General features: G+C 37.5%; 17 protein-coding genes and 2 pseudogenes. 15 read left to right on the top strand and 4 right to left on the bottom strand.

From position 1 onward, the window contains the following. Nucleotides 1–129: 129 nt before the first annotated feature. From Q5794_RS23570 to Q5794_RS23555, 4 genes are all read left to right on the top strand, one after another. Nucleotides 130–1,053, top strand: a complete 924-nt coding sequence (locus Q5794_RS23570) for a PLP-dependent cysteine synthase family protein (protein ID WP_192995791.1) — start codon at nucleotides 130–132, stop codon at nucleotides 1,051–1,053. 1 nt (nucleotide 1,054) lies between these two features. Then, nucleotides 1,055–2,188 (top strand): bifunctional cystathionine gamma-lyase/homocysteine desulfhydrase, encoded by a 1,134-nt coding sequence (locus tag Q5794_RS23565; protein WP_192995796.1) that lies wholly within the window; start codon nucleotides 1,055–1,057, stop codon nucleotides 2,186–2,188. Between the two features lie 81 nt (nucleotides 2,189–2,269). Then, nucleotides 2,270–2,500, top strand: coding sequence for a YrhC family protein (locus Q5794_RS23560; protein WP_013059270.1), 231 nt, complete (start codon nucleotides 2,270–2,272; stop codon nucleotides 2,498–2,500). A gap of 391 nt (nucleotides 2,501–2,891) precedes the next feature. After that, nucleotides 2,892–3,032: a YrzI family small protein gene (locus Q5794_RS23555; RefSeq protein WP_013059269.1), complete on the top strand. Its 141-nt coding sequence runs from the start codon at nucleotides 2,892–2,894 to the stop codon at nucleotides 3,030–3,032. 170 nt (nucleotides 3,033–3,202) lie between these two features. Here Q5794_RS23555 and sigK read toward each other — a convergent pair. Continuing rightward, nucleotides 3,203–3,930: pseudogene (sigK, locus tag Q5794_RS23550) on the bottom strand (RNA polymerase sporulation sigma factor SigK). A gap of 215 nt (nucleotides 3,931–4,145) precedes the next feature. Here sigK and Q5794_RS23545 point away from each other — a divergent pair. Continuing rightward, entirely contained in the window at nucleotides 4,146–4,295 is a 150-nt protein-coding gene (locus tag Q5794_RS23545; RefSeq protein WP_214984268.1) for a hypothetical protein, read from the top strand. A 175-nt stretch (nucleotides 4,296–4,470) separates the two neighbouring features. Here Q5794_RS23545 and pssA read toward each other — a convergent pair whose 3' ends face one another. After that, nucleotides 4,471–5,010: a CDP-diacylglycerol--serine O-phosphatidyltransferase gene (gene pssA, locus Q5794_RS23540; RefSeq protein ID WP_013059266.1), complete on the bottom strand. Its 540-nt coding sequence runs from the start codon at nucleotides 5,008–5,010 to the stop codon at nucleotides 4,471–4,473. A 114-nt stretch (nucleotides 5,011–5,124) separates the two neighbouring features. On the opposite strand from pssA, the gene Q5794_RS23535 reads away from it, so the two are divergent. Then, entirely contained in the window at nucleotides 5,125–5,907 is a 783-nt protein-coding gene (locus Q5794_RS23535; protein ID WP_214984269.1) for a phosphatidylserine decarboxylase, read from the top strand. A 73-nt stretch (nucleotides 5,908–5,980) separates the two neighbouring features. Here the strand turns inward: Q5794_RS23535 and Q5794_RS23530 are convergent, their stop codons facing one another. Then, the gene (locus Q5794_RS23530; RefSeq protein ID WP_013059264.1) at nucleotides 5,981–6,121 is read right to left on the bottom strand and encodes a sporulation histidine kinase inhibitor Sda; all 141 of its coding nucleotides are present in this window, start codon (nucleotides 6,119–6,121) and stop codon (nucleotides 5,981–5,983) included. Nucleotides 6,122–6,670: 549 nt separating this feature from the next. On the opposite strand from Q5794_RS23530, the gene Q5794_RS23525 reads away from it, so the two are divergent. The 8 genes and pseudogenes from Q5794_RS23525 (at nucleotide 6,671) to Q5794_RS23490 (ending at nucleotide 11,762) form a co-directional block, all read left to right on the top strand. Continuing rightward, nucleotides 6,671–7,183 carry a YqeG family HAD IIIA-type phosphatase gene (locus Q5794_RS23525; RefSeq protein WP_013059263.1) on the top strand — a complete coding sequence of 171 codons (513 nt, stop codon included), beginning with the start codon at nucleotides 6,671–6,673 and terminating at the stop codon, nucleotides 7,181–7,183. A gap of 3 nt (nucleotides 7,184–7,186) precedes the next feature. After that, nucleotides 7,187–8,293, top strand: a complete 1,107-nt coding sequence (yqeH, locus tag Q5794_RS23520) for a ribosome biogenesis GTPase YqeH (RefSeq protein WP_013059262.1) — start codon at nucleotides 7,187–7,189, stop codon at nucleotides 8,291–8,293. 19 nt (nucleotides 8,294–8,312) lie between these two features. Beyond that, nucleotides 8,313–9,152 (top strand): shikimate dehydrogenase, encoded by an 840-nt coding sequence (gene aroE, locus Q5794_RS23515; protein WP_374988478.1) that lies wholly within the window; start codon nucleotides 8,313–8,315, stop codon nucleotides 9,150–9,152. 18 nt (nucleotides 9,153–9,170) lie between these two features. Continuing rightward, nucleotides 9,171–9,470, top strand: coding sequence for a ribosome assembly RNA-binding protein YhbY (gene yhbY / locus Q5794_RS23510; protein WP_013059260.1), 300 nt, complete (start codon nucleotides 9,171–9,173; stop codon nucleotides 9,468–9,470). 60 nt (nucleotides 9,471–9,530) lie between these two features. Further along, nucleotides 9,531–10,103, top strand: coding sequence for a nicotinate-nucleotide adenylyltransferase (locus Q5794_RS23505; protein WP_025750563.1), 573 nt, complete (start codon nucleotides 9,531–9,533; stop codon nucleotides 10,101–10,103). Next, nucleotides 10,090–10,661 (top strand): annotated as a pseudogene (gene yqeK / locus Q5794_RS23500) (bis(5'-nucleosyl)-tetraphosphatase (symmetrical) YqeK). The gene Q5794_RS23505 and the pseudogene yqeK overlap by 14 nt, the downstream one beginning before the upstream one ends. Beyond that, a complete protein-coding gene (gene rsfS / locus Q5794_RS23495; RefSeq protein WP_013085071.1) occupies nucleotides 10,654–11,007 on the top strand; it encodes a ribosome silencing factor in 354 nt (117 codons plus the stop codon). The pseudogene yqeK and the gene rsfS overlap by 8 nt, the downstream one beginning before the upstream one ends. Next, entirely contained in the window at nucleotides 11,004–11,762 is a 759-nt protein-coding gene (locus tag Q5794_RS23490) for a class I SAM-dependent methyltransferase (RefSeq protein WP_214984271.1), read from the top strand. Before rsfS ends, Q5794_RS23490 begins: the two co-directional genes overlap by 4 nt. A gap of 39 nt (nucleotides 11,763–11,801) precedes the next feature. Here the strand turns inward: Q5794_RS23490 and comER are convergent, their stop codons facing one another. Further along, entirely contained in the window at nucleotides 11,802–12,632 is an 831-nt protein-coding gene (gene comER / locus Q5794_RS23485; protein ID WP_374988477.1) for a late competence protein ComER, read from the bottom strand. A 96-nt stretch (nucleotides 12,633–12,728) separates the two neighbouring features. Between comER and Q5794_RS23480 the strand changes: the two genes are divergently transcribed. Continuing rightward, nucleotides 12,729–13,364 (top strand): helix-hairpin-helix domain-containing protein, encoded by a 636-nt coding sequence (locus Q5794_RS23480; protein WP_214984273.1) that lies wholly within the window; start codon nucleotides 12,729–12,731, stop codon nucleotides 13,362–13,364. The last annotated feature ends 69 nt before the right edge of the window (nucleotides 13,365–13,433 follow it).

The following is a 13,433-nucleotide window of genomic DNA, read 5'->3' as shown; positions in this document are numbered from 1 at the left end:
TATAGAGTTTGTTTTCGTCTACACTCTGCATCGTTTGTCATAACATGGGGTGTAGACTATATTTTTATTTTAATTCATACTTTATTTATAGGTTAAGTTATATTATTTGATAGGGAGGTGTTCAAGATTATGAAGGTAGCCAAAAACATTCATGAATTGATTGGAAACACACCTATGATTGAAATTACACAATTTGATTTACCTAGAGAAATCAGGATATTTGCTAAATTGGAATATGTTAATCCAGGAGGAAGTGTAAAAGATCGTTTAGGAAAAGAACTGCTGCAAGAAGCTCTTAGCTCTGGAAGACTGAAGCGAGGCGGAACGGTGGTTGAGCCTACTGCTGGAAATACGGGGATTGGGCTGGCTTTAGCTGCTCTTCAGCACGAAATAAACGTCATACTATGTGTTCCAGAAAAATTCAGTATTGAAAAACAGCAGCTTATGAAGGCTTTGGGGGCAACTGTGGTTCAAACACCTACTGAAGCTGGTATGAAAGGTGCTATAAACAAGGCTCAAGAGCTGCTGCGTGAAATACCTGGTTCTTACTGTCCTCAGCAGTTTGCTAATCCGGCCAATCCTATGACTTATTACAAAACCTTAGGGCCAGAAATATATGAACAGCTTGATGGAAAAATCGACGTATTTGTAGCTGGAGCAGGTACAGGTGGAACATTTATGGGTACAGCAAAATTTTTGAAAGAAAAAAATCCTTCTCTAAAAACAGTCATTGTTGAGCCAGAAGGTTCGATTTTAAATGGAGGGAAATCCGGCCCTCACTTAACTGAAGGAATTGGAATGGAGTTCATCCCTGATTATATGGAGCGGTCTTATTTTAATGCTATTCATACTGTTGAAGATGTTTATGCTTTTCAAAGAGTGAAAGAGCTGGCTTTAAAAGAAGGGTTACTAGTAGGGAGCTCTTCAGGAGCAGCCTTCGAAGCAGCCTTGCTCGAATCAAAAAATGCAGAAAAAGGAGCTCATATTGTCACCATTTTTCCCGATAGCAGCGAACGGTACTTAAGTAAAAATATTTACAGTGGAGGAAGATAAGATGAAACGTAAAACACAATTAATTCATGGTGGAATTGTTGGTGATGAACAGACGGGTGCTGTCTCTGTTCCTATTTATCAAGTGAGCACTTATAAACAAGAGGGAGCTGGAAAACATACGGGATACGAATATTCGAGAACCGGTAACCCTACACGACATGCCTTAGAAGAACTTATCAAAGAAATTGAAGGAGGATATGCTGGGTTTGCGTTTGGATCTGGTATGGCAGCTACTACTGCTGTATTCATGCTGTTTAACAGCGGAGATCATGTGCTAATTACAGATGACGTATACGGAGGAACGTACCGAGTGATTACAAAAGTGCTGAGCCGTATTGGCATTGAAGCTACTTTTATTGATACAAGCGACATCGAAAATATTAAGAAAGAAATTCGTCCCAACACAAAAGCTATTTATATCGAGACTCCCACGAATCCTCTCCTAAAAATTACTGACTTGCAGCAGGCTTCTTCAGTAGCTAAACAGCATCATTTACTTACCATCGTTGATAACACATTCAGTACCCCGTATTGGCAAAACCCTATAGAAAAAGGTGCGGATATCGTTCTGCACAGTGCAACTAAGTATCTAGGCGGCCACAGTGACGTTGTAGCAGGGCTAGCTGTTGTGAATTCGCCTAAATTGGCAGAGGACCTTCATTTTATTCAAAATGCGACTGGAGGCATTTTAGGACCCCAAGATTCTTGGCTTTTGATGAGGGGGATTAAGACATTAGGAATACGAATGGAAGAACATGAATTCAACACTGGGAAAATAGTAGAATTTTTACTTGCTCATCCTGCTGTTACAAAAGTATATTATCCGGGATTAAAAACTCACCCAAACCACCTCATTGCTAAAAAGCAAGCAAGAGGTTTTGGGGGAATGGTTTCTTTTGATGTGGGAAGCGAAGAGAAGGCGGAACAAGTACTGAGCAAAGTGAAGTATTTTACATTAGCAGAAAGTTTAGGAGCCATTGAAAGCCTCATTTCAATTCCTGCCAAAATGACTCACGCTTCTATACCGAGCGACCGACGTAAAGAGCTAGGAATTACAGATGGATTAATTCGTATTTCTGTAGGCCTTGAAGATGTAGAAGATTTAATTGAAGACTTAGAAGAGGCATTGAAATAAGGGTGGTAAAAATAGGATTTTTATAGACCTATAGATCTATGATAAAGTAGAGTTATAACATTCTACTGAGAAGGTGATTGTATGAAAGCTCAACACATCAAAGCAAAAATTGAAGATTACAGCCGCTTTATTTACGTCCTTCTAGCCGTAAGTACATTCTTGTACATTGGTGTTATGATTGGCCAAGGTGAAAAAAGTGATATGCAGCTTGGAATAATGGAAGCCATCGTTATTCTTTTTGCCGCCCTTGCCTTTTATTTTAGTTATCAAACTAAAAAACTGAAAAAAGAACTAATGAAAGAAAAAGAATAATAGATATAAAAAGGCGATCATACATCGTCTTTTTTTTATGAGGGTTGAAAAAAATAAAAAAATTCCCTATTTTTCAAAAAAACAGTTTACTTTTTATGAGTCCGTGGATATAATTACCATTGTAAGGAAAATACTTTATTAAAAGGAGGTCGAGTCATATGTTAAGACGTTTATCAGTTATGGGTCATCCAGTTTCAACTATGTTCAAAAATCGTCTATATACGTATACTATTCGGCCGTGTTCCTGTATCAAGTAACTTTCTTACTTTGATCATTAAAACACGTTAATTCACCACAGGTGCGAATAGTAGCCCTGTGGTTTTTATTATTTTTCAGCCACAGGATGCTTATGCATTACTGTGGCTTTTTTGTGTATAAGGAGGTGATTGTAATGACACTGAACATTTTCTTTTTAACTATTACCATAAAGTCTCGTCAATACTCAGAGGCAGAAATTAAGCATGAACAGTATGTAAGACAATTAGAAGAAGAAATAAAAGACCGCAAGTATGAGTTTTATCGTCATTTCTAATTTGAACAGTGGAAAGGAGTGGATGAATGATGATTAATCAAAAAGGATATATCGTTGTATGGCTGCTTGTGGAGAAAGATTCCACCTAAATGATTGGTAGGGGGAGTAATGATGTGTTTGCTACGGATTATTATTTGGAAATTATTTTAAAAAAAGAGCGGAAAGAAGGATTAATTCCCCTTCTTTCCGCTCTTTTTTTTCTCTTTTTCGGCTCTGTAAAATTCGTGAAACATTTTCATCAGCGCTCGCTTTTCAATTCGCGAAACATAACTTCTTGAAATATTTAATTCTTTTGCAATTTCTCGCTGGGTTTTTTCATCCTGGAGATCCAAACCGAAGCGGCCAACAATTACTTCCTTTTCTCGATCATCGAGGATATCGATGTATTCTTTTATTTTTTCTAATTCCATATTTAGTTGAATCATATCAATTACATCGTCTGATTCTGATTTTAATACATCAATCAAACTGATTTCATTTCCTTCTTTATCCTGGCCAATTGGATCATGCAGAGACACATCTTTTTTTTTTTTTTGAGCGCTCGCAAGTGCATCAATATTTCATTTTCAATACATCGTGCGGCATAAGTAGCTAATTTTGTTCCTTTTCCTTGCGAATAACTTTCGATTGCTTTAATTAAACCGATTGTCCCAATTGAAATTAAATCTTCTGCATCCTCTCCCGTGTTTTCAAACTTTTTAACGATATGCGCAACGAGCCGGAGATTGTGTTCGATAAGAAGGTTTCGCGCTTCTTGATCTCCTTGTTCCATTAAAGATAAATATCTCTTTTCTTCAGCAGCAGACAAGGGTTGAGGAAACGCATTGTTTTTTACGTAGGAAACAAGGAAAACCAATTCTTTAAAGAAATAGCCTAGTGCGGTAAATAATGCAGACATCTCTTCACCTCCATAAGGGGATATCAACCTGTGAGAGACTAACATTACACTATATGTAAAAAGAAGGATGTCTTTGCCTGTACGTTTAAAATTCCCCCGGGGACAAGAGAGTTTGAAAAAGTCCACAGATTTTTCTTTATAGATAGTTACCAGCCTATACAGGGAAAAAGTATGTACATACGCTAGTAGTAGTTCATAGTGTAAGGAGGGAAAGTATGTACGGTTACGGAGGCTGCTGTTATCCTAATTATCCAGCTTACCCATGTGGAGGAGGCTTCAGCTGGGGACTTGGATTGTTGATTGTTCTGTTTGTCCTGTTATTAATTTTCGGAAGCTTCTATTGGTTTTTTAGCTGCTGGTGTTAAAAAAAACTCATGCATGTGCATGAGTTTTTTTAGGTGACATATCCTACCGAATAGAACCATTCATTCTTAAGAACTCTTAAGGAATTTTCGCTTTGTTTCTTAAAAAAGATGATTTATTCTATAATTAAGAAAAGAAGCAAGACGATAATATTCCTCTGCAAAAGTAAATGGAGCTCTATACTTTTTTTAGCTTGAAAGTACTAATCATCAAGCAAGCGAGTACGATAATTAAAAACATATAAAAGTGTGAAGGCAAATAAGGGACGCCCAAGTAGCTAAGAGTTAATAAACAACCTGCTGCGGTAATAGGGAGCCCTGTAAAATACCCAGTATTTTCTGTGATGTTAAAGCGGGCAAGACGAAGTGCTCCGCAAGCAATGTAACAGATGGTAACAATTGAACCTGCAGCACCAAAGTGAGACAAAATACTTTGATAAAGTAGTAGAGCTGGAGCGATGCCAAATGATATAATATCGCACATGGAGTCCAGTTGTTTTCCAAGTTCAGATTCAATTTGCAGCTTTCTGGCTACCATGCCGTCGAATCGGTCTGCTAACGCTGCTAAAAAAATTAGTAATAAACTTAAGTTCAATTCATTTTTCATGACAAATAAAATAGCAAAGCTTCCTAAACTTAAATTAACAATCGTTAAGGAGTTTGCCGCTTGGGATCTCAGCTTTTTAATTGTATGATCTAGATAGTCTAATAAAAACAATTTCCTCACTCCTTTAAAGGATGGAATGAACTAAAGGTAAAAATAATGGTAATTTCATTGTAGACGCAAACCTTATTCTAGTAAAGAACTATTCAGTATGTGGAGGTAAAATTATTGTTGCAGCACCTGTATCGAACGTTTATTGAGCTTACGAATCACCAAGGATCATCGAAGCTCATTCGAAAATTCACTTTCTCTAAATGGAGTCGGTTTGTTATACCCTCCTATACAAAAGTTTTTAAAGTAAATAAAGAAGAAATGGACAAGCCTCTGCATCACTATCAAACCTTACACGAGCTATTTATTCGCCGTTTGAATCCTTCTGCCCGTCCGGTCGATCAGCAGAAAGACAGCGTTGTCAGTCCTGTAGATGCAAAGATAGAAGCATATGGAGTCATTACGCCTCAAAAAGAAATGATTGTAAAAAACAAACCTTATTCTATACAGGAAATGGTTTCAAATGATCTCATTCTTGAAAAATATATAGAGGGACAGTTTATTATTCTCTATCTTAGTCCGAAAGACTATCATCGCATTCACAGTCCTCTTAAAGCCCAAGTGGGGAATACGTGGACCGTTGGACAAAAGTCTTATCCAGTAAATTCATTAGGAATCAAGTACGGGAAAGAACCCCTGGTGAAAAATTTCCGGAAGCTCACGGAGTTAACATTTGAAAATGGTCACATGCTGATGGTAAAAGTAGGAGCCATGTTTATCAACAGCATTGAAGCGGTTTCTAAAAAAGAAGTAGTCGAAAAAGGGGAAGAAATGGCTTACTTCACGTTTGGTTCGACTGTCATTTTATTATTTGAGAAGAACTCAATCACTTTTGATTCTAGCGTTCACTCAGGTTCTTATGTAAAGTATGGAGAACCAATTGCTCATTTGAAAAAATAGAGCCTATATAATAAAAGAGTAGATAGATAAATGAAGATGCAGCTTTCTTTTATTAAGAAGGCTCTTTTATTCGTTAAGAAGGAATTTGTATGCTAATCTTTAATGATCTTCTTTCAATTTCCTCTTCAATTAATTTTATAAAATCAGGGCTTAATTGCAGTTCGGTTGCTTTGCTGTATGATTCAATAAGCAGCTCATCTGATAATTTTCTCATAAGATTGCCGCCACCTCCTACTAAAATAAATATCCTAAAAAGTTATATTTAAATGCTAATAAATTCCTTATTTATAATCTAACATGAATCAAATAAAGGAACAATCGTTCTGTTATCCACAGCTTTCGGTGGATAAAATGTGGGTATGTTGTTTATAATTACCATTAATTGCTGAACTATAACAGAGGATAATGTGTATAAACTTATCCACATAATTAGGCTTATCATTTTTTGTCGAAAACTTTTAACAGAATTTGTTTACCACTTACCCTATTTGATAAGTAATAAACGTTTTCTGCACTATTTTTTATTTTAAGTTTGCAGAGAGTGAATATATCGTAAGCCCACGAACAAATGGAGGTTTACTACCTTTTGTCAATAACTTTCTGTATAAAGTTAAAGCATTCACAAGGCATATCCTTTATACTAAGAAAAGACCTGTTTTTGAAGAGAATAAAATTTTAGGTTGGAAAATAACAAGAAGTCGTTATAATGATAGACGGCGTTAATTTTAGTATGTAACTATATATTCGAGGTGCATGATACGTGTTGAAACTTTTTTTACCAAATGAACATGTGAAAAACGTGTTTCAAATTAAGCCAGACGATTTGAAAGAGCGCGGAATAAAAGGAATTATTACCGACTTAGATAACACGTTGGTGGAATGGGATCGCCCTGATGCCACTCCGGAATTAATTGAGTGGTTTCAGTTAATGAAAGATAGTGGAATTAAAATTACGATTGTATCGAATAATGTGGAGAAACGAGTCAAGCTGTTTTCAGATCCAGTTGGACTTCCATTTGTATATAAAGCACGCAAACCGATGCGTAAAGCATTTAGAAGAGCTCTTCGTGATATGGAGCTGCAAAAAGATGAGGTTGTAGTTATTGGTGACCAGCTTTTAACGGATGTATTAGGAGGAAACCGTCTCGGCGTATATACGGTTTTGGTTGTACCAGTTGCGCAAACAGATGGATTTGTAACGAAATTTAACCGTAAAATGGAACGAAGAATTCTAGGTTGGATGAAACGAAAAGGTATGATTAACTGGGAGGATTAAAACGTGAGTGAAGAAAAATTACAGTGCGTAGGATGCGGAGTGGAGATTCAAACAGAACGACCGGATGAACTTGGCTATGCTCCAAAATCAGCACTAGAAAAAGAAGCTATTATTTGCCAGCGATGCTTTCGCTTGAAGCATTATAATGAAGTACAAGATGTTTCCTTAACAGACGATGATTTTTTAAAAATCTTAAATGGAATTGGTCAAACGGACGGTTTAGTTGTAAAAGTTGTAGATATCTTTGACTTTAACGGCAGCTGGTTACCTGGTTTGCATCGATTTGTTGGAAATAACAAGGTTCTTTTAGTGGGAAATAAAGCAGATTTACTGCCAAAGTCTATAAAGAAAAATAAACTAATTCATTGGATGAAGCGAGAAGCGAAAGAGCTTGGGCTAAAATCAGTGGATGTGTTCCTCATGAGCGCGCAAAAAGGACAAGGAATTCGAGAAATTGCCGAAGCCATTGAACATTATCGCGAAGGTAAAGATGTATATGTTGTGGGATGTACAAACGTTGGTAAATCAACATTTATTAATGCCATTATTAAAGAAGTAACGGGAGAAAAAGATATTATTACTACTTCTCAATATCCGGGCACAACGCTGGATATGATTGATATCCCGCTTGATAACGGCGCGTCTTTATATGATACGCCTGGTATTATTAATCACCATCAAATGGCTCACTATGTAGATAAACGAGACTTAAAGCTGATTTCTCCTAAAAAAGAGATAAAGCCGAAGGTTTATCAGCTAAATGAAGGGCAAACGTTATACTTTGGAGGACTGGCGCGCTTAGATTATGTACAGGGAGGCCGCAAGTCATTAACATGTTATGTATCGAACGATTTGCATATCCATCGTACGAAGCTTGAAAAAGCAGATGAGTTGTATGAAAAGCAAGCAGGTGAACTGCTTCAGCCGCCGCGCCCAGAGCAAATGGATGAGTTTCCTGAACTGGTTGCACATGAATTTACAATAAAAAATGAAAAAACGGATATTGTTTTTTCAGGGCTTGGCTGGGTGACGGTTAATGAGTCAGGTTCAAAAGTTGTGGCGCATGCACCAAAAGGAGTCGGCGTATTTGTGCGCGATTCTTTAATTTAAACAAAAAGGGGAAAAAATCTTGAGTACATTATATGGGCTAGTTGGTTATCCGCTTGGGCATTCACTATCGCCATTGATGCAAAATGATGCCTTTAAACGTCTGAATATGGATGCTCATTATGAAGCTTTTCCAATTGAACCTGTTCATTTTGAGTCAGCCATTGGAGAGCTAAAAGATAAAAACATTCAAGGATTTAATGTCACGATTCCTTATAAAGTTGATATTATGAAGCATTTGGATGAAGTCGATCCATTAGCAAAGGCAATTGGCGCTGTAAATACAGTTGTTAATCAAGATGGCCGTTATATTGGATACAATACCGACGGAGAGGGGTATGTGACGTCTTTACTCAAAGCAGTAGAAGGCAGCTTATCCCAAAAAAGAATTTTAATTATTGGAGCTGGAGGAGCTGCAAAAGCTATTTTTTATACAATTGCAGCTCAGCATGCTCCCGAGGTAATTGCGATATGCAATCGTACCGTCGAAAAAGCAGCTGTATTAGCTAACGAGCTGCCTTTTTCGACGAAAACGGCGGCGATGTCTATTTCTGATGCGGAAAAACAATTAGATACATTCGATATTATTATTAATACCACTTCAGTGGGAATGTATCCTAACGTTGATGAGCTGCCATTAGCACTTACTTTATTGCAAAAAGAAGCCGTAGTCAGCGATATTATTTACAACCCTTTAAAAACAAAGCTTTTAAAAGAGGCTGAAGCAAAAGGGGCAGGCACTCATAACGGTGTCGGTATGTTTGTACTGCAAGGTACACTTGCATTTGAAAAGTGGACGAACGTCCGTCCTGACGAAGAGGCAATGGAACACATTGTTCTTTCAACACTAACTAAGAGATAAGATACAACGGAGGTTTTTATGTTAACAGGTAAACAAAAACGTTTTTTACGTTCAAAAGCACATCATTTAAATCCAATTTTCCAAGTAGGAAAAGGTGGAGTCAATGAAAATATGATTGGTCAAATTGCTGATGCATTAGAAGCAAGAGAATTATTAAAAGTAAGCATTCTGCAAAACTGTGACGAAGATCGTGACACGGTTGCTGCTCGATTAACAAAAGGAACAAAAGCAGAGCTTGTACAAGTGATTGGAAATACAATTGTATTATATAAAGAATCACGCGAAAATAAGCAGTTAATGCTTCCAAAAGTGAAATGAAATAGAGCGGGGAAACCCGCTCTATTTAAAAATGAAGTAAATTAAAGGAGTCGGGGATTGTTGAAGAGTATTGGAATTTTAGGTGGAACATTCAATCCGCCTCATTTGGGGCATTTAATGATGGCAAATGAGGTTTTGCATGCCTTGAAATTAGATGAGATATGGTTCATGCCGTCGTATATTCCACCTCATAAAACAATCAAAGAGCCTATTGAGCCGTATCATCGTTTACAAATGCTAAAGCTAGCTATTGAAGAACATGATCAATTTACCCTGCAGCCGATTGAATTTGAGCGCAAAGAGCCTTCATATACATATGATACGATGAGAATACTAACAGAGAAATATCCAACGTATCAGTTTCATTTCATCATTGGTGCTGATATGGTAGAATATTTGCCGAAGTGGTATGAAATTGATGAATTAGTCAATTTGGTTACATTTGTAGGTGTAAAACGCCCGGGGTATACCATTACGTCCCCTTACCCGATAAAAGAAGTAGAAGTTCCGCAGTTTGATGTCTCCTCTTCCTTTATTCGCGAACGAGTAGTAAAGAAAGAAACCATTCGTTATTTTATACCTGCTGGTGTTAAACAATATATCGAGGAGAATCAATTATATGAATCGAACTGAGGCATTAGAAATCGTAAAGAAACAGTTAACAGAACGTCGTTATATTCATACTGTCGGGGTAATGGAAACAGCAATTGAATTAGCTAAGCGTTTTAAAGCAGACGAAAAAAAGCAGAACTGGCTGCTATTTTTCATGACTACGCCAAGTTTCGTCCAAAGGAAGAGATGAAGCAAATTATTATTGATCAAAACATGAACCCTTCTTTATTGGAATACAATACCGAATTATGGCATGCTCCAGTAGGCGCGTTTTTAGTGAGAAATGAAGTAGGGATTACGGATAAGGAAGTATTGGATGCAATTACTTACCATACATCCGGAAGACCTGGCATGGCGTTACTTGAAAAAATTGTGTACGTTGCTGATTACATTGAACCCGGAAGGAGATTTCCAGGTGTTGATGAAGTGCGGGAGTTAGCTGAAACCGACTTAAATGCAGCACTTATTCAATCACTGAAAAACACCATTTCTTTTTTAATGACTAAACATCAGGCCGTTTATCCCGATACGGTGATGACATATAATGATTTAATCTTAGGAGGTCAAACACATGACTGAACGTGAATTGCTATCTCTTGTTGTAGAAGCAGCAGACGATAAAAAAGCAATCGATATCGTAGCGTTAAATATGGAAGGAATCTCACTTGTGGCAGATTATTTTGTTATTTGTCACGGTAACTCAGATAAACAAGTGCAGGCAATTGCTCGTGAAATTAAAGAAAAAGCACACGAACAAGGCATTTCTGTGAAGCGTTTAGAAGGATTTGAACAGGCTAAGTGGGTTCTTGTTGATCTTGGAGATGTTGTGGTTCACATTTTCCATAAAGATGAGCGCGGATATTATAACTTAGAACGCTTATGGGGAGATGCACCATTTGTAAGTTCAGAAGAGCTACAGCTATGAGCAGGTACGGAGAATTTGCCTACGTATATGATCAGCTAATGGCAGACGTTCCGTATGACGATTGGGCTGAATTTTTTAATCAGCAGGTGGCAAAAGCAAAAACAAAGCCTGACAGTATATTAGACCTTGCCTGCGGCACGGGAGAACTCTCCGTTCGATTTGCAAAAGAAGGTTTCTCCGTAGTAGGCGTTGATTTGTCTGATGATATGCTTATGGTAGCCCAGGAAAAGGCGGCAGAAGCAGGGGTAACGCTATCTCTTTTTCAGCAAAACATGGCGGAACTTGAGTTATTGAAAGAGTTCGACTGTGTAGTAATCTTTTGTGATTCTTTGAACTATTTGCAAAGTGATAAAGAAGTTCAAGAAACCATTCAACGTGTATATAAGCACTTAAAACCCGGTGGGCTCTTTATATTTGATGTTCATTCACTGCACAAGATGAAGGACGTATTTGGAAATCAATCTTTTTCTTACGTAGATGAAGACGTGTCATATATTTGGAACTGCACCTATGACGATACAGACATGCGCGTAGAGCATGATATTACGTTTTTTGCTTATGATGAAGAAATTGATGCATATCATCGCTTTGATGAGGTGCATGCTCAGCGCGCTTGGTCGATTGACCATTATCAATCATGGCTGCGCGAAGCTGGTTTTATAAATATAGAAGTAAGTGCAGATTTCAAAATGAGTGAGCCTACTTCAAACAGTGAGCGCATCTTTTTCTCTGCGCAAAAAAAAGAAGCCGAGTAGAGGCTTCTTTTTTGTTTCAAAGCAGGATTTCTACAGAAATTATGGAATAAGACTATCAAACTGATTGTGAACAAGCTCAATGTCTTCGTCAAATTTTTCATGTGTTTTTTGAAATACGTGCACAAACATCTCTCCGAGTTCAGCTTCTAAAACTTTAATACCTTCTCCGGTTACACCGCCTTTTACGCACACTTTATCCTGCAAGGTAGGAAGCGTAAATATTTCTTTTTCCAACAGTTTTCCCATTCCAATAATCATATCACTGGCCATGACGGTAGCTTCTTCTTCAGAAATATTTGTTTCTTGAACTGCTGCATCAATAAAGCGTTGAAGCAAAAAGCTGAAGAATGCAGGACCGCAGCTTACGATATCGGATGATACGCGCGTAATCGTTTGATCAATACTCACAGGCTTTGACATAGATGAAAATAATTCATGTAAATAATTTTGGTAAAAAGGCGTACATCTTTCTCCAAACGTGAAAAGAGAAACACCTGCTAATGCCCGATTCGTAATGCTAGGGATAATTCTAGCTGCTTGACTCGGAATGAGGCGTTCGATTTGTTCTACGCTAATTGGACTGGTAATGGATACAATGCAGTGATCTTTCGTCAGCAGTGGTTCTAATTTTATTAAAAGGGGGTGAATATCCAATGGCTTAACACAAATAAAAATGACTTTGGATGCGTGAACAACTTCTTCAGCTGTATCAGCAACATGAATTTTTTTATGCTGCTGTTGAATCTCTTTTGCTCTTTTTTTTGTGCGATTCATAATAGTAATTTTAGAAGAACGTACGGCTTTTGATTCAATAAACGCATCAATTAATATTTTCCCCATGTTTCCTGTTCCGATAAACCCTATGTTCACTGATTCATTCCCTCCTTCAAAAGCCTTTTCTTCTAAACACTATGAAGACATAATGGAATTTATGACGTTACTTCAAAATTCAAAGGAGTGTACAATTTGACTTTTTCAAAAAAACAATGGCTAATTGGGTGCATTTGTTTAGCAGTTGGATTGGCTTTTTATATTTATCGCACAGGCGGAGAGAAACCGGAAAGTTCTCTTCAAACCTCAGATATGATAAAGGCAGAATCTTCTGCTGCAAAAAAAGAAGGAGAGTCGTCTGATCAAGTAATTTCGAGCCAAGATTCCCCGTTTGTTATGGTGGATATTAAAGGAGCTGTTCAGAAGCCTGGTGTATACCAGCTTCCGAAAGATGCAAGGGTAAAAGATGCTCTAGCACAAGCCGGAGGTGCTACGAAAGAAGCGGACTTAAGACAGCTCAATTTAGCTAGCAAGCTACAAGATGAAATGGCAGTTTACATTCCAGCTGTTGGAGAAGAAATCCCACCTTCATCCCCTGTTTCTTCAATCCCTTCCTCAGGAACTTCAAACGATCAGCCCCTTGTTAATATCAATACAGCGAACACTGATGAACTGCAAACGTTAAATGGCATTGGACCTTCAAAAGCGAGTGCCATCATTTCATATCGAGAGGAAAATGGCTTGTTTCAAACAGTAGAGGATTTGGGGCAAGTATCAGGTATTGGCGAGAAGTCGCTAGAAAAAATCAAAGCTCAAATTACGGTACAGTAGAGACTTATTGACGAAAAAGGAAAAGAAACGCTACACTATGAAAGAGACAAGTATAATTATTCAGTTTTA

The organism is Priestia megaterium, from assembly GCF_041941685.1.
Classification (GTDB): Bacteria; Bacillota; Bacilli; order Bacillales; family Bacillaceae_H; genus Priestia; species Priestia megaterium_C.
Note: the sequence above shows the minus strand (reverse complement) of the source record. Positions and strands in the feature narration are given on the sequence as shown.